The sequence below is a fragment of the Pseudomonas sp. NUPR-002 genome, assembly GCF_056322725.1.
This window is the reverse complement of the sequence record NZ_CM150476.1, coordinates 2,192,266-2,211,655: the sequence shown is the minus strand read 5'-3', so window position 1 is coordinate 2,211,655 and position 19,390 is coordinate 2,192,266. Positions and strand designations below refer to the sequence as shown.

The 19,390-nt window shown below is 64.9% G+C and carries 5 protein-coding genes; 1 reads left to right on the top strand and 4 read right to left on the bottom strand.

The features are described from left to right. The first annotated feature begins 6 nt into the window (after positions 1-6). Positions 7-2,397, top strand: coding sequence for a TonB-dependent siderophore receptor (locus ACVWSC_RS10100; protein ID WP_442113499.1), 2,391 nt, complete (start codon positions 7-9; stop codon positions 2,395-2,397). 73 nt (positions 2,398-2,470) lie between these two features. On the opposite strand, the gene ACVWSC_RS10095 is transcribed toward ACVWSC_RS10100, so the two are convergent. The 4 genes from ACVWSC_RS10095 to ACVWSC_RS10080 all read right to left on the bottom strand — a co-directional run bounded on the left by ACVWSC_RS10095 (position 2,471) and on the right by ACVWSC_RS10080 (position 19,346). Further along, complete coding sequence (locus ACVWSC_RS10095) at positions 2,471-3,436, bottom strand: alpha/beta hydrolase (protein WP_442113498.1); 966 nt, start codon at positions 3,434-3,436, stop codon at positions 2,471-2,473. Positions 3,437-3,520: 84 nt separating this feature from the next. After that, positions 3,521-15,250, bottom strand: coding sequence for an amino acid adenylation domain-containing protein (locus ACVWSC_RS10090; protein ID WP_442113497.1), 11,730 nt, complete (start codon positions 15,248-15,250; stop codon positions 3,521-3,523). Further along, the gene (locus tag ACVWSC_RS10085; protein WP_442113496.1) at positions 15,247-18,282 is read right to left on the bottom strand and encodes a non-ribosomal peptide synthetase; all 3,036 of its coding nucleotides are present in this window, start codon (positions 18,280-18,282) and stop codon (positions 15,247-15,249) included. Before ACVWSC_RS10085 ends, ACVWSC_RS10090 begins: the two co-directional genes overlap by 4 nt. Continuing rightward, on the bottom strand, positions 18,279-19,346 hold the full coding sequence (locus tag ACVWSC_RS10080) for a TauD/TfdA family dioxygenase (RefSeq protein ID WP_442113495.1): 1,068 nt from the start codon (positions 19,344-19,346) through the stop codon (positions 18,279-18,281). Before ACVWSC_RS10080 ends, ACVWSC_RS10085 begins: the two co-directional genes overlap by 4 nt. Between the last annotated feature and the right edge of the window lie 44 nt (positions 19,347-19,390).

The following is a 19,390-nucleotide window of genomic DNA, read 5'->3' as shown; positions in this document are numbered from 1 at the left end:
AACGCGATGTCTGTCAAACACACGCTGTCACCGCTGGCCCTGGCCCTTATGCTGCCCTGCGCAGCCATCGTCCAGGCGCAGGAAATCAACCTGAACATCCCGTCGCAGCCACTGGGTTCGGCCTTGCAGGCACTGGGTCAGCAGAGCAACCTGCAGATCCTCTTCAGCCCGGACACCGTGAGCGGCAAACGCTCCACGGCGATCAACGGCCGTTACGAGCCGCAACAGGCACTGCGCATGCTGCTGCAGGGCACTGGCATTCGCTACACCCTCGACGGCACTCAGGTCACCCTGCAAGGCCCGTCGAGCGGCGACGCTCTGGAGTTGGGGAACGTCCAGATCGACGGCAAGGCTTACAGCGCCATGTCTGAAGGCACGCACTCGTATGCGGCCCAGGCCGTGACCATTGGCAAAGGCACCGAGCGCCTCAAAGACATCCCGCAGTCGGTGACCGTGGTCACCCGTCAGCGCATGGATGACCAGAACATGAACAACCTGCAGGACGCGATGCGCCAGGTCACCGGCGCTACCATCAAGACCTACAACACCGGCTCCAGCCTCAACGACGTGTACATGCGCGGTTTCCTGGTTGACCAGGTGCAGGTCGATGGCGTTTCGCAGATCACCGGCCAGGGCGACATGGCCACCAGTTTCGACCTGGCCATGTACGACCGCGTCGAAGTGCTGCGCGGCCCGGGCGGCCTGTATGCCGGTTCCGGTGAACCCGCCGGTACCATCAACCTGGTCCGTAAACGCGCCCTGAACAAGTTCGCCCTCAATGGCGAGCTCGGTGCCGGTTCCTACGACCACTACCGCAGCATGATCGACGTCACCGGCCCGCTGAACGACGCTGGTACCGTTCGCGGCCGCGCCGTCGCCGCCTACGAGAACAACAAATCGTACGTCGACTACGTGCAGAACGAGCGCCCGATGTTCTACGGTCGCCTGGAAATGGACCTGAACCCGGACACCACCCTGGCGTTCGGCGGCGCCTACCAGAAGAACAACTCCACCCCGGCGTTCGGCCTGCCCGCCTATGCCGACGGCACCCTGCTCGACGTGTCGCGCTCGCGTTATGTCGATGCCAAGTGGAACCAGATGAAGGAAGAGACCTGGGAGGCGTTCTCCGAACTCGACCATGCGCTGGATGACGGCGGCCAGTGGAAAACCTCGCTGACCTACCGCGACGCGCGCACACCGAACCGCCAGTTCAGCTGGACCACCTGGGTCGTCGACCCAGCAACCAACCTGGCCGAGTCGTCGATGTATTCCTATTACACCCGGATCAAAACCCTGGGCCTGGACAGCTTCGTCACCCGGCCATTCACCTTTGCCGGTCGTACCCACGAGTTCACCCTCGGTGGCGAATACCAGCACCTGGACAAAGCGTTCACCTACGGCTCGGTCGACATCAACCAGGATGGCTGGGCAGACAGCTTTCCCACCGGCATCGATGGCGCCAACAACCTGCCGCACCTGGACATGCCGCATACCCAGTTCAACTATTCCAAGAGCCATCAATACGGCGTCTATGGCCGTACCAAGCTCAACATCACCGACGAGCTGGACGTGATCCTCGGTGCGCGCACCACCTGGTTCGATGCCGACGCCAAAAACCACAACACCTTCTTCCAGAACTTCGGCGAGCCATCTACCGAAATCAATGCCAAGGTCATTCCGTATGGTGCCATCACCTACAAGCTGACCCCGGACCTGTCGGCCTATGCCAGCTACACCGAGGTGTTCAAACCGCAGAGCGATACCGACGCCACCGGCAATTCGATGGTTGGCCCGCACAAGGGCAAACAATATGAAGTGGGCCTGAAACAGGAGCTGCTCGATGGCCGCCTGAATGCGTCGCTGGCAATGTTCCAGATCTTCGACGAAAACCGCTCGCAGTGGAACGGCGTGAACGGTTACGAAGCCAGCGGCAAGGCGCGTAGCCAGGGCTGGGAAACCGAGCTGACCGGCAACCTGACCGACAACTGGAGCATCGTCACCGGTTACGCCTTCACCATGACCAAGTTGCTGGAAGACGACACCACCAACAACGTGGAAAAGGGCAGCCAGTTCAGCACCATCACACCGAAGCACAACTTCAACCTGTGGACCAAGTACGAATTCCTCGACGGTGCACTGAAGGGCTTCCATGTGGCCGGTGGTACCCGGGTGGTCAGCGAGACCTCCTACACCCGCAGTGGTGTTGACTTCGTGCAGCCTGGCTATGCCGTTTCCACGGCCCAGGTCGGCTACAAGTTCAACGAGAACCTGAGCTCTACCCTGACGGCCAACAACATCTTTGACCGCAAGTACTACGACCGCGTCGACAGTGCCTGGGGTTCGAACTTCTATGGCGATCCACGTAACCTGACCCTGACCTTGCGCGCTTCGTACTGATTTGGCGTCCCCATCGCGGGGCAAGCCCGCTCCTACCGAACCGGTGGGAGCGGGCTTGCCCCGCGATGCTGTTTCAGCCCCGCAACCGCTCGCCAATCAACCCTGCCAACGTCACCAACATCCCCGGCACCTCGCCCACCACCTCGCCCATGCGGGCAAAGTCATGGGTCATCCCGGCCTTGACCTCGCAGCTGATTTCCAACCCCGCCCTCCGCAGCCGTTCGGCATACGCCAGCCCTTCATCCAGCAACGGGTCGTACTCGGCCAACCACAACAACGTCGGCGCCAGTTGGCCCGGAAGCGGCGCGTAGATCGGTGAAAAGCGCCAGTCGAGCCGATCCGCCACCTCACGCTCGTACAACTGGTAAAACCAACGCAACGATTCCTTCTCCAACAGATACCCTTCAGCAAAGCGCTCCAGCGACGGCCGCTCCTGCGCCGCATCGAGTACCGGATACAGCAGCACCTGCACGCGCGGCTGCAAGGGCAACTGCTGCGGCATCAACGCCGCACGCATCGCCAGCGCCGCCACCAGGCTGCCTCCCACGCTGTCACCGGCCAACGCCACCCGTGCCGCATCCAGCCCATGCCGGGCGCCCTCGCTCAGCAGCCACAACGCCACATCTTCGGCATCGTTGAAGGCGGTCGGGAACTTGTGTTCCGGTGCCAGGCGGTAATCCGCCGACACCACCGCAAAATCACCGGCCAAGGCCAAACGTCGGCACAAGGTGTCATGGGAATCCAGGCTGCCGACCACATAACCACCGCCGTGGAAGTACAGCAGCACCGGGCGCGGCGCCAACTCGGCTACCGCACGCTGGTAACAGCGCGCTGCCAGTTGCTGGCCGTCACGGCTGGGAATGATCAGTTGCGTGACCTCCAACTGCCCCACCGGCGTGCTGTCGAGCAGCAACGAGGTGTTGTCGAACTGCCGCCGAGCTTCCTTCGGCGTAAGCTCGTGCATGGGCTGGCTCTTGCCGGTCAGACGACCCAGTTCGACCAGTTCGAGAAATCCTTCAATATCGGGGTGCAATGGCATTGTTCGGCCTCCAGAAAAAACCACGCTCGACTCACTAACGTAAGTCGAGCGTGGCTATTTACTGCAACGTGCCGAATCGACGGCTCAGCCTTCGGTAACCACCTCGGTTTCCAGGCTCGCCAACAGCCCTTGCAGGCAGTCTGCCTGATGCAGGATGTCGTAATGGCTGGCCTGCACCACCTGGGTTTGCACGATGCGCGTTTGCTGCGCTTCCAGCGCGGCACGCTCGGCAGTCGGGTTGCCGCTGGCCCACCAGCAGCGTAACGGCGCGCGCACCTGCGGCAACGCTGCCAGCTCACGCGACAGCTGTTTGAGGCGTTCGCTGACGACAAAGGTGTGCACCAGTTCTTCAGCCCCCAGCAAGGCATAGCCTCCCGCCTGATCAGGCTGACGCTGAATCACCCCGGCGATCAGCTCGGGCACCTGCTGCGCGTCGATGCGCTGATGCCCTGCCAGCACCGGCTCTACGGCCGCCGCGTCCATGCCCAGGGTGGCGCAGAGGAAAGCTTGCAGATCCGCGCGCCAATCGTCGTCGCCGTGCTGTGTTTCCAGCGGCACATAGCTGTCGATCAAGCCCAGCCAGCGTACCGCCTGGCCCTGAGCCTCCAGCGCCCGGGCCACCAGCACCGCGAGGGCACCGCCGAGCGACCAGCCGGCCAGGTGATACGGGCCCTGCGCCTGCTTGGCGCGGATGGTAGCGGTGTAATCGAGGGCCATCTGTTCCAGCGAGCGGTCCTGCCACTGGCGGTCCAGCAACATCCGGCACTGCACGCCATACACCGTACGCTGCCCTTCCAGGCGCCGCGCCAGTGGCTCGTAGTCGAACACGGTGCCGAAACCGGCATGCAGGCAGAACAACGGCGCGCTGTCGGCCACCGGCTGATTGAGCAGCAACAGGGCCTGCGGCGCTTGCGCGGTGTGGGGCTGCTCGGCTGTGAGATCTGCAATGGTGGGCTTGGCCATCATGTCGCGCAGCTTCAGCTCGAAGCCCAGCTCTGGCATCGCCCGCACCCGCGAGATCACCTTCAAGGTGCGCAGCGAGTCGCCGCCCAGCTCGAAGAAGTTGTCGGTGATACCGACCTGCTCGATGCCCAGCACCTGCTGCCAGATCTGCACCAGCGCTGCTTGCAGCGGCGTGCCTGGGGCGACGTGCTCACGGGCAGCGAAGTCCGGATCGGGCAGTGCTTTTCGGTCCAGCTTGCCGTTGGGGGTCAGCGGGAACTGCGCCATCACCACCACTTGGGCGGGCACCATGTAGTCCGGCAGGCTCTCGCGCAGGGCTTGCAACAGGCGGCGGTCAAGCCCGGCCTCGGCAGCGGCAACCACGTAACCGATCAACTGACGGCCTTGCGCGCTGTCGCGCACCACCACCAGGGCATCCTTGATACCCGCCTGCTCGCGCAGCCGTGCCTCGATCTCGCCCAGCTCGATGCGGAAGCCCCGCACTTTGACCTGATGATCGACCCGGCCAACGTAATCCACCACACCATCACTGCGCATGCGCACCAGGTCGCCGGTGCGGTACAAACGTGAACCCGGCTCGCCATACGGGTCGGCGATGAAGCGTTCGGCGGTTTGCTGGCGATGCTGATGGTAGCCGCGAGCGACGCCTTCAGCGCCGATGTACAACTCACCGACGAAGCCTGTCGGCAACGGATTGAGATCGCCATCGAGGACGTACAAGGTACGCACACCGACTGCTTTACCGATCGGTGCGTACATGGCTTCGCAACTGCCCGCCAGTGGGGTCTTCCACAGCAGCGGGGTGACCACGGTTTCGGTTGGGCCGTAGCCGTTGACCAGGTACTTCGGCGCCAGGCTGCGTTTGACCCGTTCGAAGGTCGCATCAGGCACCGCATCACCGCCAAAGCAATAGACTCGCACCGGCGGCGCCACACCAAGGGATTCGGCGTGTTCGGCCAATTCCAGCAGGTAGGCTGGAGGGAAACAGGCCACGGTGATGCGCTGGCGGGCGAGCACCTCAAGCGTCTGCTCGGCCGTCCACAGGCTGTTGTCACGGATCACCAGGGTCGAGCCACTGATCAGCGCGGTCATCCAGCGCTCATGGGCGCCATCGAAGGCAAACGACATGAAGTGCAGTTCGCGCTCGTTGCTGTCCATCTCGTACAGTGCGGCGATCGCCTGCACATGCATGCTGATCGGGCCATGGGAAACGGCCACGCTCTTCGGCTTGCCGGTGGAACCCGAGGTGTAGATCAGATACGCCAGCCCCTGAGCGTCGACCTCTGGCAGGACCGAAGCATCAACGTCTGTGCCCAGATCCAGTTGATCCACCGCCAGGCACTCCACCGAGGCCTCGACACTGACCCGCGCCTGCAACCGCTGCTGGGTAAGCAGCACGCTCATGCCAGCATCGGCCATCATGTAGCGCAGGCGTTCGGCCGGGTAGTCCGGGTCCAGCGGCACGTAGGCGCCGCCACTTTTAAGCACGGCCAGCAGCGACACCACCAGCTCCAGCGAGCGCTCCATGAACACGCCGACCACGGTTTCCGCACCGACACCCAGTGCGCGCAATTGCACGGCCAGGGCATTGGCACGGCGCTCGAGCGTGGCGTAGTCGAGCACGTCGTCTCCCAGCACCAGGGCCGGGTGCGTTGGCTGAGTTTGGGCACGCCGCGCGATCAAGCGGTGCACCGGGATCGCTGGCTGCGGCGCTGGAGCCGCTTGCAATTGCAGCGGCTGACCTGCCACCAAACCCAGGCAGCCGACCGCCTGCGCAGGGTCGTCACACAGGCGCTGCATCAGGCTTTCCATATGCCCGCGCAACTGCTCCACGGTGGCCAGGTCGAACTGCTCGCACTGGTGCATGTATTCGATGCGCAAGCCGCCATCATCGACGCTGACCATCAAGTCCATGGCAAAGCTGGTCAGGCCGAAGTCAGAAACGTCTTCAAAGCGCAGCGACTCGCCGTCCCACTCGCGCAGGGTGCGGTCCACCGGCTGGTTCTCGAACACGATGATGCTGTCGAATAGCGCCTGCCCGCCCTGCCCGGCCCAGCGTTGGATATCACTGAGCGGGGTGTGCTGATGGTCGCGGATCTGCAGGTTGTAGGCCTGCACCTCGCGCAGCCAGTCACCCACCGCTTGCTCCGTCGGCACCGTGCTGACCACCGGCAAGGTATTGATGAACAGGCCGAGCATCTGCTCGGAACCTTCCAGGGTTTCCGGGCGGCCCGACACGGTGGCGCCAAAGGTCACCGTGCGCTGGCCGCTGTAGCGCTGCAGCAACAGCAGCCAGGCCGCCTGTACCAGGGTGTTGAGGGTGACCCGCTGGCTTTGCGCGAACTGCGTCAGGCGTGCGGTCTGGTCGCCATCGAGCTGGGTGTACAGCGCACGGTAGCCTTCACCCGGTGCCTTCACCGGCAGCGCGCGGGCCAGATGGGTCGGGCCTTCCAGCTCAGCCAGGCGAGCCTTCCAGAACGCTTCGCTGCGGGCCGGGTCCTGCTGCTTGAGCCAACCGATGTAGTGGCGGTATTCGGCCACCGGCGGCAACGCTTCGCCACTGTAGTGTCGCAACACGTCGCCGATCAGTCGCGAGACGCTCCAGCCGTCCATGAGGATGTGGTGGTAAGTCCAGATTAGCCGGTAGCGTGCCGCGTCGGTGCGCACCAGCAGCACGCGCAGCAGCGGTGCACGGCCGAGGCTGAAGTCGTTTGCGCGCTCGCTGTCGGCCAGCTCGCGCAGCGCCTGGGCAGTGTCGTCGCGCTCGCGCCAGTCGAGCAGCGTCAGCAGCGCCGGCGCGTCGCGCAGCACCACCTGCAGCGGCTCTTTCTCGCCCTCCCAGAGGAACGCCGTGCGCAGGATCGCATGCTGGGTGGCCACTGCCTGCCATGCTGCCTGCATGCGCTCTGGGTCGGCACCGACCACACCGACTTCGATCTGGTTGACGTACAGGCCGTCGTCACCGTCCTGCAGCGAGTGGAACAGCATGCCCTGCTGCATCGGCGACAGCGGATACGCGTCTTCCACCTGTTCGGCGCTCAGGCCCAGGGCCTGCAGCTGCGCGCTGTCGAGTGTCACCGAGGCGAGTGCCGGAGCGGGAGCAGGTTCCGCCTCAGCCTGCCCGGCAACCTGCGCCAGCGCGGCGATGGTCGGGTGGCTGAATACCTGTTTCGGAGTGATCGCCAGGCCCAGCTTGCGTGCCAGACCCACGGCCTGAATCGAGACGATGGAGTCACCGCCCAGTTCGAAGAAGTCGTCTTCGATGCCGATGTCCTGACGTTCGAACAGCGCCTGCCAGATCGCCAGCAGGCTCGCCTCCAGCGCCGTACGTGGCGCACTGCCCTGTTGGCTGCGCACCTGCGGGACCGGCAGGCGACGCCGATCAAGTTTGCCGTTGGCGGTGACCGGCATCGCCTCCAGTTCGATCAATTGTGCCGGTTGCATGTGCTCGGGCAGGCGTTCTGCCAGGGCCGCCTTCAAGGCATCGAGCGAATAGCCGTGCGCATGCGGCACCAGGTAGGCCACCAGTTGCTTGCTTTTGCCGATGTCCAGTGCCAGCACCACCGCTTCGCCAACTCCCGGTTGCTCCAGCAGTGCCGCCTCGATTTCACCCAGTTCGATGCGCAGGCCGCGAATTTTCACTTGGTGGTCGATGCGCCCGACGTATTCGATTACGCCATCGGCGCGGTAACGGGCCAGGTCGCCGGTGCGATACAAACGCTCACCGGCAGCGAACGGCGAAGCGACAAAGCGCTCGGCGGTCAGCCCTGGGCGCCGGTGGTAACCACGGGCCAGCCCGACACCGCCCAGGTACAGCTCGCCGATACAGCCTGCCGCCTGCAGTTGCAAGCTGCTGTCCAGCACATAGGTTTGCAGGTTGGCGATCGGTTGGCCGATCGGTACGCTGTGGCTGCCATCGTCGCGGCAGGTCCAATGGGTGACGTCAATTGCCGCCTCGGTCGGGCCGTACAAGTTGTACAGCGCGGCCCACGGCAGCACGCGCAACAGCTGGCGTTGCAGTTCGGCTGGCAGCGCCTCGCCGCTGCAGATCACCTGACGCAGGCTGGCGCAGCTGGCCACGCCGTCGTCGCGGACAAAGGCCTGCAGCATCGACGGCACAAAGTGCAGGGTGCTGACCTGATGACGCTTGATCAACGCCACCAAGGCTGCCGGATCGCGGTGCGCCCCCGGTTCGGCGAGCGCCAGACGCGCACCGACCATCAGCGGCCAGAAGAACTCCCACACCGACACGTCAAAACTGAATGGGGTTTTCTGCAGCACCGTGTCGCCAGCACCGATCGGGTACGCCGCCTGCATCCACACCAGGCGGTTGTACAAGGCATCGTGGCGGTTGGCAGCGCCCTTGGGTCGCCCGGTAGAGCCCGAGGTGTAGATCATGTAGGCCAGCCCGGCGCCGTCCAGCATCAGCGCCAGGTTGGCGTCATCGCCGTGGCTCAGGTCCAGCTGATCCAGGCACAGCACCTGCACCCCGGCCTGCAGAGGCAAGCGCTCGCGCAGATCACTGTGGGTCAGCAGCAGGTTGATGCCGCTGTCCTCGATCATGTAGGCCAGGCGCTCGTCCGGGTAGTCCGGGTCCAGCGGCACGTAGGCGCCGCCGGCCTTGAGGATGGCGAGCAAGCCAATCACCAGCTCCAGCGAGCGCTCGGCGGCAATCCCCACCAGCACCTCAGGGCCGACCCCCTGCTCGCGCAGGCGCCGTGCCAGGCGGTTGGCGCGCTGGTTGAGTTCGGCATAGCTCAGTTGCTGGTCGCCGAACACCAGGGCTGGCGCGTGCGGGGTGCGTTCGGCCTGTAGCTCGAACAGGCGCTGCACGGGCTGCATGGCCGGGTAAGCCACGGCAGTAGCGTTCCAGCTCTGCAGTTGCTGCTCACGCTCCGGCGCTGCCAGCAGCTCCAGGCGGCCGAGCAGCTCCTCCGGCGCTGCGGCCATGGCCAGCAGCAAGTTGCACAGGTGCTGGTGCACACGGGCAATGAAGTCATCGCTGAAGGCGGCGTGGGCGTAGTTGTAACGCAGCGACAGGCGCGCGCCGAAGTCGGCCGAAATGGTCAGCGGGAAGTGCGTCTGTTCGCGGCCTTCGACGTCGAGGATGCGCAGGCCGGTGTCCGGCCCCTGTTGCAGGGCTTCGGCCAGCGGGTAGTTCTCGAACACCAGCAAGGTGTCGAACAGGTTGCCCTGCCCGGCCAGGCGCTGCACCTCGGCCAGCGGCGTGTGCTCGAACTCGCGCAGGCTCAGGTTCTGCGCCTGGATCGCCTGCACCCACTGCACCACACACTGCTGCGGGTGCGGGCTGGCAATCACCGGCAAGGTGTTGATGAACAGGCCCAGTTGCTGCTCGATACCCGGCAGTTCCACCGGGCGCCCGGCGACGGTGGCGCCGAAGGCCACGCAGTCCTGTCCGCTGTAGCGCTGCAACAGCAACAGCCAGGCCGCCTGCAGCAGGCTGTTGAGGGTGACCTTGTGTTGGCGGGCGAACTGGCCGAGGCGCTCGCTGGCGGCCTGGTCGAGCACCTGGAAGTACTCACCGAAACCAGCGGCGGCGACGCCTTGCGTGCAGTTGGCCAGCAGCGTCGGCTCTTGCAGTTCACCCAGCTGGGTTTTCCAGAAGGCCTCCGCCGCTTGTGGGTCCTGGGCGGCGAGCCAGGCCATGTAATCGTGATAGCGCCCAGCGGCAGCGGCCGGGGTTATGCCGGCGTAGCGCTGCATGACTTCGCCGAGCAACTGCGAGGTGCTCCAGCCGTCGAGCAGAATGTGGTGGTGGGTGACGATCAGGTGGTAGCGCTGGGCATCGGTACGCAACACATTGACCCGCAGCAGCGGTGCTGCGGCCAGGTCAAAACCGCGCTGGCGATCGGCCTCGGCGAAAGCGTCCAGGGCGCTGCGCGGCTGACCCTGGAAGTCAGCCAGCAGCAGCGGCAGTTCGACCTGACGGCGAATCAACTGCAGCGGTTGCTTGTAGCGATCGCCCCAGAGGAAGCTGGCGCGCAGCGTGTCATGGGCGTCCAGCGTGGCCTGCCAGGCCTGACGCAGCGCCTCCAGTTGCAAGCCCTCGACATCCAGGCGCAACTGATGCACATAGGCACCGGGCTCCTCGTCGTACAGGCTGTGGAACAGCATGCCCTGCTGCATCGGCGACAGCGGGTACAGGTCTTCGATGGCACTGGCAGGCAGCGCGAGGTTATCCAACTGCTGCTGGCTGAGCCTGGCCAACGGCACGTCAGACGGGGTCAGCCCGCCGTCGCTGGCCAGGCAGTGGGCGATCAGTGCGCGCAGAGCCTGAGCGTAGGCATCGGCCAGCGCCTGCACCTGCGCGACCTCGAAACGGCGCGGGTCGAACGACCAACTCAGGCGCAGTTGGCCTTCGTAGACCTGACCGTTGATGCTCAGCCCTTCGAGCACCGTGCTGCCCGGTGCCTGCTCGTTGCCGCCGCTTTCCAGCGCCGGTTGCCACGCGGCCTGGGCGTCGAAGCTGCTGTCGAACTGGCCCATGTAGTTGAAGGTGATCGCCGGTGCCGGCAGTGCCGCCAGACCTTGATCCGCCAGGTAGCGCAGAATGGCGAAACCGATGCCCTTGTGCGGCACCGCTCGCAGTTGTTCCTTGATGCCTTTGAGGCTTGCCCCCGGTTCAACGGCCGGGGTCAGCTTGACCGGGAAGATCGACGTGAACCAACCAACCGTACGGCTCAGGTCTGTGTCGTCGAACAGCTCCTCGCGGCCATGGCCTTCAAGCTGCACCAGCGTTGACGCCTGACCGGTCCAGGCGCAGATCACCTGCGCCAGCGCGGTCAGCAGCAGGTCATTGATCTGCGTGCGATAGGCCGCCGGGGCCTGTTGCAGCAATTGGCGGGTGCTGTCGGCATCGAGGGCTGTTTCCACCGCGAGGATCTGCTCGGCGGCCGGTGTGTCCACCGCCCGGCTCGGCAGGCGTGGCTGCACCTCGCGGTACTGTTCATGCCAGTACGTCGCCTCGGCCAGCAGCGCGGGGCTCTGTGCATACTGTTGCAGGCGCTGCGCCCAGTGCTGATAACTGCTGGTCTTGGCCGCCAGGGGCTGCTGCTGACTGGCCAACTGCAAGTCTTCAAGCAGCACCCGCCACGACACGCCATCGACCACCAAATGATGCACCACCAGCAGCAAGCGCTGACTGCCGTCGGCCATGTCCACCAGTAAGGCACGCAGCAGCGGCCCCTGGCTCAGGTCGAGGCTGGCCTGGGCCTGGTTGCACAGGGCAAGCAAGGCGTCGGCATCGGCCGCCTGGGCGACTTGCACCAGCGCTTGCTCACCGGCATCGCTGGCGTGCTGTTGATGCCATTGACCATCTGCGTAGGTAAAACGCAGGCGTAAGGCATCGTGCTGCTGCAGCACCGCAGCCAAGGCTTCACCCAGGCGCTGCGCATCGAGGCGTTGGCGCACGGTGAGCAGCACCGACTGGTTCCAGTGCGCGCGCTGCGCGATTGGCTGCTCGAAGAACCAGTGCTGAATCGGCGTGAGCGGCGCGGCGCCGTGCACCGGGCCTTGGCTGGCCTGCACGGCACCGCTGCGCACCGCCACCCGGGCCAGGCTTTGCACAGTCTGGTGCTGGAACAGGTCTTTGGGGCTGAAGCGAATACCGCTTTGCCGCGCACGGCTGACCAACTGGATGGAGATGATCGAGTCGCCGCCCAGCTCGAAGAAGTTATCGTCAATGCCAATGGGCGCGCGTTTGAGTACTTCTTCCCAGAGCCTGACCAGCTCGGCCTGCAGGGCATTCTGCGGCGCCTGCCAGGCGCTGTGTACCCGCTCTGCGCCCGGCAGCGGCAAGGCCTTGCGATCAAGTTTGCCGTTGCTGGTCAGCGGCCAGGCGTCCAGCGGCATCAGGTGCGCCGGAACCATATAGTCGGGCAGTTCCGCGCGCAGGAAATCGCGCAAGCCCTGCCGGAAAGTACTGCTACCGGCCTCGACCCCGGCCTTGGCCACCAGATAGCCAACCAGCTGTTTGCTGCCATTGGCTTCGTGCACCAGCACCAGGGCCTGGGCCACCTGCGGATGGTTCTGCAGGCAACGCTGAATCTCGCCCAGTTCGATACGGAACCCGCGGATCTTCACCTGATGGTCGATACGACCGATGTACTCCAGGCTGCCATCGGCGCTGTAGCGCGCCAGGTCGCCGGTGCGGTACAAGCGCGCGCCCGGCACCGTGGCGAACGGGTCGGCGATAAAGCGTGTCGCGGTCAGGTCCGGACGCTGGTGATAACCACGGGCCAGGCCCGCGCCACCGACATACAGCTCACCAACGCAGCCCTTGGCCACCGGGTTGAGACGGCTGTCGAGCAAGTACCAGCTAAGGTCGTCGATCGGCAGGCCAAGCGGGCTGCTGTTGCCGGCATCAAGGTCGGCCAGGCTCAAGGGCCGGTAGCTCACATGCACGGTGGTTTCGGTGATGCCGTACATATTCACCAGTTGCGGCTGGCGGTCGCCAAAGGCCTCGAACCACGGACGCAGGTCATTGACCTCCAGCGCTTCACCGCCAAACACCACGGTGCGCAGGGCCAACGGCCCTTGATCACGGGCAGCACAAGCCACCTCGATCAGCGCACGGAAGGCCGATGGCGTCTGGTTCAGCACCGTCACGCCCTCCTCGCGCAGCAAGCGATGGAAATCCTGCGGCGAGCGGCTGACCGCGTACGGCACCACCACCAGCGTGCCGCCATACAGCAACGCACCAAAAATCTCCCACACCGAGAAGTCGAAGGCATAGGAATGGAACAGGCTCCAGACATCGTGCTGGTCGAAGGCGAACCATTGCTGGGTGGCGTCGAACAGGCGCAAGACGTTGGCATGCGGCAGCAAGGTGCCCTTGGGCTTGCCAGTGGAGCCGGAGGTATAGATGACGTAAGCCAGGTTGTCGATACGGGTGAGATTCGGCAAGTCATGCTGCGGGGCGGCCGCCAGCCACTCGGTGGATTCATCCAGCAACAGGGTGTGCACGCCCTCAGGCAATGGCAAGCGTTCGATCAGATCGGACTGGCTGATCACCAGGCGCGTACCGCTGTCTTCGATCAGGTAGGCCAGACGCTCCTGCGGGTAGTCCGGGTCCAGCGGCACGTAGGCACCGCCCGCCTTGAGGATCGCCAGCAAGCCGACCAGCATCTGCGCCGAGCGTGGCAAAGCGATACCGACCAGCACGTCGGGGCCGACGCCGCGTTCACGCAAGCGCCAGGCCAGTTGGTTGGCCTGGCGGTTCAGCTCGCCGTAGCTCAGGCGCTGGCCTTCGCAGACCACCGCCGTGGCCTCAGGGCGCTGTGCGGCTTGCTGCTCGATACGTTGGTGCAGGCACGCGCCCGGCGCGTAATGCATTGCTGCAGGGTTCCACTGCGCCAGTGTCGCTGCCTGTTCATCGGCATCGAGCAGCGACAGATCGCCCAGCGCAGCATGCCGGTCACGCACTACGCTGCGCAGCAGATTGAGCCAATGCCGGCCCATGCGTTCGATGGTGGCCGCTTCAAACAGGTCGGTGGCAAAGGTGAACGCGGCGCTCAGGCCATCGGCCTGCTCGACGGTATCGAGCATCAGGTCGAACTTGCTGCTGCGCTCTTCCCAGCCCAGCACTTCCACCTCCAGCCCTTGCAACTGCCAGCGCCCGACGTTATCGGCAGCAGCCTGCTGGTGGTTGAACATCACTTGAAACAGCGGGCTCTGGTTCAGGCTGCGCTGCGTTTGCAGGGCATCGACCAGCTGTTCGAACGGCACATCCTGATGGCTTTGAGCGCCAATCGCAGCGTGCTTGAGCGCCTCGACCAGGCTGCTGAACGGCTGATGCGCTTCAGGCTGGCTGCGCAGCACCTGGGTGTTGATGAAAAAGCCGAGCAGATCTTGCACGTCCTTGCGCGTGCGGTTGGCAATCGGCACACCGACGCGGATGTCGCGCTCACCGCTGCAGCGATGCAACAAGGCATGCAACGAGGCCAGCAACACCACGAACACGGTGCAGCCCTGGTCACGGGCCACCCCGCGCAGGCCGTCAAGCACGGTCGCTGGCACCTGCAGCGCGACGCTCGCGCCCTGCTGGCTGCTCACTGGCGGACGCTTGTGGTCCAGCGGCAGGGTCAACAGCGGATGCTCGTCGCCCAGCTGTTCACGCCAGTACTGCAGTTGGCGCTCGCCCTCGCCCGCCTCCAGCCACAGCCGTTGCCACTGCGCATAATCGGCGTACTGGATCGGCAACGCCGCAAAGTGCGGCACCTGACCGCTGGCGAAGGCGGCGTAATGGCGGGTGAATTCTTCGATCAGGATCGGCAGCGAAGCGCCATCGGTGACGATGTGATGCAGCGTCAGCACCAGCACATGCTCTTGTTCGCCCAGACGAATCAGGCGGGCACGCAGCAATGGCCCGTGCTCGAGGTCGAACGGCGCCTGGGCGGCCACCGCGATGGCGTCTTGCAGGCCGGCCGGGTCGGCATCGACCTGCACCAGCGGGCACGCCATGCGGGCATGGATCACCTGCTGCACGCTGTCTCCGTCAAGGCGGAAGGTGGTGCGCAGTACTTCATGGCGCGCCAGCAGCGCGGCCAGGGTGTGTTCCAGCGCGGCACGGTCAAGCGCGCCACGCAAGCGGAAGGCACCGGTCAGATTGTAGGCGCTGGCCTGGGGTTCCAATTGCCAGATGAACCACAGCCGTTGCTGGGCATAAGACGCCGGGAGCACATCGAGGCCGGCCGCGCGTGGCGGAATCGGCAAGGCTTCCAGGCTCAGGCCCTGCTCACGCATTTTGCCTTGCAAGGCTTGCCGGGCTTCGACCGACATCCCTGAAAAGCGCTGCGCCAGCGCCAGCATTCTGTCCGGTACCGCATTCATAGTGCTTCAACCTCGTCGAACAGCGCCTCCAGGGAGTCCACTGTGTTGTGCTGTTTACCGGCTTGCTCACGCAATGCTTGAATTTCTTCTGCCAGGCGTTCGAGGGTTTCGCCCTCGAAGAACACCCGCAGTGGAATGGTCAGGCCCAGGGCTTCCTGAATCCGGGTACGGATCGCGGTTGCCAACAGGGAATGGCCGCCCAGCTCGAAGAAGCTGTCGTGCACGCCGACTTTTTCCACCTGCAGGGCCTCGGCCCAGATCGCGGCCAGGGTCTGCTCCAGCTCGGTACGTGGTGCGATGTACTGGCTGCGGCGGCTGTCCAGGGCCAACAGGGCATTGCGGTCGAGCTTGCCGTTAGGGGTCTGCGGGAAGCGTTCCAGTACCCGGATACGCGCCGGCAGCATGTGCTCGGGCAGCGTCTGGGACAGGTGGCTGTGCAGGTCCAGGCCAAGTTGTTCATGGCCTTCCTGAGTAGAAACGACGAAGGCGAGCAATTGTTTACCCGCTGGTGTATCACGGGCGATCACCAGCGCATCCTCGACCCCGCGGCCGCCGCGCAGGGCGTTCTCGATTTCGCCCAGTTCGATGCGAAAACCACGGATTTTCACTTGCTGGTCGATCCGCCCCAGGTAATCGATCTGGCCGTCGATGCGGTAGCGCGCCAGGTCGCCACTGCGGTACAGGCGCTGGCCCGGTTCGCGGGCGAACGGGTCGGGGACAAAGCGCTCGGCAGTCAGCGCCGGACGCTGCAGGTAACCACGGCACAGGCCAGCGCCAGCCACGTGCAGCTCGCCCTCAAGGCCGACCGCCACAGGCTCCAGCTGCGCATCGAGCAGGTGCACGCGCAGGCCGTCGATGGGCTTGCCAATGGCAATGCCGTGACGATCGAGCGGGTCGAGGTAGGCTGCGGTGGACCATACCGTGGCTTCACTCGGGCCATATTCGTTGACCAGCGCAACCCCGGGCAGGCGCTCGCTGTGACGTTGCAGCACCTCTGTGGCGCAGGCTTCACCGGCGACGATCACGCAGCGCAGCGACGGCGCGTCGAGGTACTCCAGAATCTGCGCGTGAAACGACGGCAGGGTCAGGTAGTGCGACACGCCTTCGCTGGCGATTAGCGCCGCCAATTGCTGGGGATCTTTGTGATTGTGCTCATCCGGCAAGGTCAGCGTCGCGCCCTGGCTCAAGGCCCAGAACACCCCAGCCACCGAGCTGTCGAAGGAGAACGACGAGAGCATCAGGAAGTTCGTCAGCGGCTCGCGGTAGAAGCGGCCACGGGCCAGGGTCGAGGCCACGGCATTGGCGTGGCTGACCATTACCCCCTTGGGCTTGCCGGTGGAGCCGGAGGTGTAGATCACGTAAGCCAGATTGCCTGCCTCGGTGCCTGCGTCCAGCGCTTGTTCACTGGCCGACCACACCGCGCTGCCGGCTTGCAGTGAGGTGACGCTCAATGCGGGCACCTGCTGCCAGGCGACCGGCAACGGCATGCTGGTCAACAGCTGCGTGGCCCGCGCATCGGCGAGCATGAACGCCAGGCGCTCGGCCGGGTAATTCGGGTCCAGCGGCAGGTAGGCAGCACCGGCCTTGAGAATCCCCAGCAAGGCCACCACCAGTTCGCGGCTGCGCTGACCGTACACCGCCACCACCTGATCGGCCCCGGCGCCCTGCGCCCGCAAGGTATTGGCCACCTGGTTGGACAAGCAATCCAGCTCGGCGTAGGTCAAGCGCTCACCCGCCACGCTCAAGGCAATGCGCTGCGGGTGTTGCCGGGCCTGCTCGGCAAACAGCGAATGCAGGGTGCGCGCCTGCGGCAATGCAGCAGCCCGCTGGTTGAATGCCGTCAGCAGCGCCTCGCGGCTGGCATCATCCAGCAGCGTGGCTTGGCCCAAGTCCTGCGTGGGCGCCTTCAGGGCCTGGTCGGCGAAGATCAGGAACTGCCCCAGCAGCACCTGCAGTGCGGCCGGTTCGAAGGCATCGGCGCGGGCATCCAGGGTGGCCTGCCCCGGCGTCAACTGCAGACGCAGCAACTCAGCAGGTGCCTCGACTTCCAGCGCCAGCACACCCGTGCTCAAGGCGTCGTTGCGCACCGCAAAGCCATAGCGGCACAGGCCCAGTTCGAACTCATTGAGGCAGTCTTGCCAGGAGCGCGATTGCTCAAGGCTCGCGGCCACTTCGGTGCTCAGTTCATCGAGGCTGGCACTGCGGCGGTTGTCGAACGCCACCGGCAAACTGCGGGCGTAAGCGCCATAGGCACCTTCCAGTTCTTCATTGCGACCGTCTACCGCGACGCCCAGCAACACGCGGTCCTGCTGGCTGATACGCGCCAGGAAGGCAGCCCACAAGGTCAGCGTGCGGGTCGGGTCCTGGCTGGCCAGGGTCGAGGGCGCCTGGGCACGATGGCGGGCCAGGCCCGGTTCGCTGGCCGTTTCGAACGCCAAACGATGCGGCAGTTGATAGCCGCGCACACGCTCCTGCCAGAAGGCCGCGCCCTGGCGGCCGAGCGCTTCTTCGCGCAGCTCTTGCTGCCAGGCGGCGAAGTCGACGTATTGCAGTTCTTCTTCATTGTCGGCCAGCGTGCGGCCTTCGCACAGCGCGCGCAGTTCGTTGGCCAGCGCCAGCAAAGTGCTGCGGTCGAAGCTGGCGGCAACGCCGAGCAGCAGCACAGCTGGCTGCGGACCGGCCACCGTGCTGACGGCAAGGCTCACCTCCTCCGTACCCGCCACCTGCTCGCAGGCCCAGGCCAGGGCCTGGTGCTGGTCGGCGCTGGCATGGGTACGCACCGGCGCTTCGCTCAGCACCGCCTGCACCGGCCAGCTCATGCCCGGCAAACGGCGGTAGACCGTGCGCAGCACTTCATGGCGCTGACCGAGGGTGCGCAGTGCCTGGGTCAGGGTCGTGGTATCCGCAAGCTGCGCCAGGCTAAGCAGTACCCACGCCTGACCGGGACGCTCGGCGGCGCCCTGTGCTGTCAGTGCCAGCGCCTGCTGGGCCGAGGTCTGGAAGATCTCACCGCTAGGGTTGGAAGTGGTCATGCAGAGGCTCCTTGATCGAGTGCCAGCTCGGCGCTTTTCTGCGCGATGGCCATGGCGGTGAGAATTTTCCGGCGGCCAGTGAAGGCATTGCGCGCGTGAACGGTGAGGATGTTGTCGAGCAGCACCACGTCGCCTTTTTGCCAGGCGAACTCGACCATGACGTCGCGGTAAATCTGCTGCAGGTGGCGCACCACGTCATCGGGAATCGGCGTGCCGTCACCGAAGAAGGTGTTCTGTGGCAAGTCCAGCGGGCCGAACTCGCGCAGCAGGTTGTCGCGGATGCTGTCGGGCAAGGTCAGGGCATTGAAGAAGGTGGCGTGGTTGAACCACACGCGCTCGCCGGTCTGCGGGTGGCGGACCATGGCCGGGCCGCGCTGGCGGGTGCGCAGGCGGTTGCCCGATTTCCATTCGGCTTCAACACCGATCTGCGCGCAGTAGGCTTCGACTTCGCTGCGCACTTCGCTCTGGAACACGGTTTGCCAGGGCAGGCCCATGCCGTCGCCATAGTTGCGCACATACAGAATGCCCTTGCGGGCAAAGGCGTCGCGCACGTCTGGATCGATCCGCGAAAGGATCTGGCGAGTATCGCCCAGCGGCGTCTCGCCACCGGTTTCTGACGGTGTGTCGCAATAGAAGTACAGGTGCAACGGAAACACTGGCGAGTAGGAGTGCTCGTTGTGCGGAAAAATCCGCTCGCCGGACGGGTAGTCGGTGGAGCTGTAGATATTGAACTGCCCGGTGATCTGGGTGCGCGGCGAAGCGCGGAACAGGTACTGCAGGGCGCCACCGGAAATCGCATCGATGCAACGGTTGAACTGGTCGATGTCGGCCACGTCGAAACCACGGAACAGAATCGACGCACCGTTGTGCAACTGCTGCTGGATCAGATCGCGGTTCTGCGCCGACCACTCGATCAGATTGACCCCCGGCACATTCGGCGTGCACAGCAACGGCAAGCCGCCGTGCTCGAACAATGGCCGGAAGCTGACCAGGCTGGTCGAATCGGTGGAAATGCTCTTGCGCGCGCCGCGCATGGGTCGCGATGGCGTTGATGTTGCAGACATAACCCCTCCTGGAACTAGGCCGTGGCGGCTCAGCGGAGCCGCCA

What these genes read in the sequence shown, in the direction of transcription:
- ACVWSC_RS10095 (WP_442113498.1), bottom strand. Translation starts at nt 3,436, where the DNA reads ATGCCATTGCACCCCGATATTGAAGGATTTCTCGAACTGGTCGAACTG.
- ACVWSC_RS10100 (WP_442113499.1), top strand. Translation starts at nt 7, where the DNA reads ATGTCTGTCAAACACACGCTGTCACCGCTGGCCCTGGCCCTTATGCTG.
- ACVWSC_RS10090 (WP_442113497.1), bottom strand. Translation starts at nt 15,250, where the DNA reads ATGAATGCGGTACCGGACAGAATGCTGGCGCTGGCGCAGCGCTTTTCA.
- ACVWSC_RS10085 (WP_442113496.1), bottom strand. Translation starts at nt 18,282, where the DNA reads ATGACCACTTCCAACCCTAGCGGTGAGATCTTCCAGACCTCGGCCCAG.
- ACVWSC_RS10080 (WP_442113495.1), bottom strand. Translation starts at nt 19,346, where the DNA reads ATGTCTGCAACATCAACGCCATCGCGACCCATGCGCGGCGCGCGCAAG.